A 2,145-nucleotide genomic window follows, 5' to 3' on the forward strand; every position below is an offset into this window, starting at 1 on the left:
GTCCACCTGATCAACACCGCCGCCGCGCAGTCGGAGAACGTCGCGGTCCTCGTCCTGGGCAACCGATTCGAATCTGTCACAGTCCCCGACCGGGCCACATGGCTGGCCGCAGAGTTCGCTGAGACTCCCGGAGTGCAGGTCATCGGGATGCGGAACGACTGCCCGGAGGACTACCACTCCGAGGAGATCTGGAAGGCCCAGAACGAGCTCATGCGCCTGGCCCTGAAATCCAACGGCATCACATCCGTCGACGCGGTCTTCAGCTCCGAGGAGTACGGTGCACAGCTGGCCGAAGCCTTCGGCGCCGAGCACGTCCTCGTGGACCAGTCCCGGACCACCTACCCGGTCAGCGGCACGCTCTGCCGGGATGACCTCGGGTCCGCCTGGCCGTACATCATCGGCCCGGCACGGCAGGAGATGGCCACCCGCATCATCGTGGTCGGCGCAGAATCCACCGGCACCACCACCCTGGCGGAGGCCGTTACCGAGCACTACCGGACCCGGTTCCCCCTGCTCGCAGACGTCACCGAATACGGCCGCGACTACACCTACGAGAAGTTCGGTGCACTGCAAGCCGAAAAGCCGGACACACAGCTGGCGGACATGGTCTGGACCGAACAAGATTTCGGCCGGATCGGTGCCCGGCAGAACGCCATGGAGAACGCCGCCGCCGACGTCTGCCCGCTGGTCATCGCCGACACCGATTCGCTAGCCACCACCCTCTGGGAGCGGTTCTACATCGGCGAACGCAGCTACGGGTCCTACAACGCGGCCAGCAAACTGCCCAAGCGCGACATCTACCTGATCACCGATCACGTAGGTGTGGACTTCGAAGACGACGGCTGGCGCGAAGGCGAACACCGCCGGGCCGACATGACCGAATGGTTCAAGGAAACCCTGACCGACGAGGGCCACTCCTGGATCCTGGTCACCGGCGACCACGACCGCCGCATGAAGACCGTCACCGAGATCATCGACCTCATCCTCGCCCAGCGCAGCGAATTCACCTCCCCGCCTTGGGCCACCCGCACCGTCCTCGAAGTAGCCACCCGATGAGCCCCGAAGCGAAGTCCGAGAAGGAATTCCTCGCCGGCTACAAGCCCAAGGACTACCCCTCCATCGCACTGACCGCTGACCTGGTGGTCTTCGCCGTGACCGGGGCAGTGCTTCACACTGCCTTGGTCCGCCGCGGCGGCCACCCCTTCAAGGACGCGCTTGCGCTGCCCGGCGGGTTCGTCGGCCCCCAGGAATCTGCAGAGCAGGCAGCCCACCGGAAGCTCGCCGAAGAAACCGGACTTGACCTCGGACAGCTGCCGGTCCACATCGAACAGCTGGCCACCTACACCGAACCGGACCGGGACCCCCGCATGCGGGTCGCCTCCGTCGCCCACCTGGCACTACTCGCCACCGACGGCCACACCCTGCCGGAAATCTCAGCCGGCACCGACGCCTCAGCCGCCGCCTGGCACCCCGTCCATGAGCTCCTCGACAGCGACGCCCTGGCGTTCGACCACACCACCATCCTGCGCGACGGGCTGGACCGGCTCTCCGGGAAGATGGAATACACGACCGTCGCCGCCCGGCTGCTGCCCGCAGAGTTCACCATGACGCAGCTCCGCACCGTCTACGAGGCGGTCTGGAACGTCACTCTGCCCGCAGGGAACTTCACCCGCAAAATGATGCCCCAGCTCGAGGACACCGGGAAAAAGGCACGGGCCGCCGCGGGCGCACCCGCAGCCCTGTTCACCGCCACCGACCGGCACATCCACCCGCCACTGGCCAAGCCGCGCGTCGAGTGAAGGTGGTAAGGCTCTGACCTGCACAAACACAAAGCAACCCGGCTCGGATACGCTTACTGAGAGCCGGTAAGTCCGGCGCATCATTGGGGGAACAATGCGCATCAAACTTGGGGCCGGACTCTGCCTCGCCATCCTGGCAGGGCCGCTGGTTCTCAGTACGCCGGCCCACGCCGAAATCGTCTGCACGACCGCGCCTAACGGATCGCAAGTGTGCGGGGATAACGGCATGGGGCCCGGGACAGGCGGCGGCAACAACTCCGGAGGTGGCAACGTAGGTGGCGTAGGAAGCGGTCCCGGGGCCGTCCCGCCACCACCCCCACCACCTGTCGTTGCTCCGGTACCGGCC

2 protein-coding genes are annotated in these 2,145 nt (G+C 66.4%); both read left to right on the top strand.

Annotated features, from left to right (window positions below; all coding sequences use genetic code 11):
• The coding region (locus DBR22_RS21425; RefSeq protein WP_108600656.1) for an AAA family ATPase at positions 1–1,056 on the top strand (1,056 nt) is incomplete at its 5' end.
• Positions 1,053–1,799, top strand: coding sequence for an NUDIX hydrolase (locus DBR22_RS21430; RefSeq protein WP_108600654.1), 747 nt, complete (start codon positions 1,053–1,055; stop codon positions 1,797–1,799). The genes DBR22_RS21425 and DBR22_RS21430, both read left to right, overlap by 4 nt.
• Positions 1,800–2,145: the final 346 nt, after the last annotated feature.

Source organism: Arthrobacter sp. HMWF013 (assembly GCF_003061105.1).
Classification (GTDB): domain Bacteria; phylum Actinomycetota; class Actinomycetes; order Actinomycetales; family Micrococcaceae; genus Arthrobacter.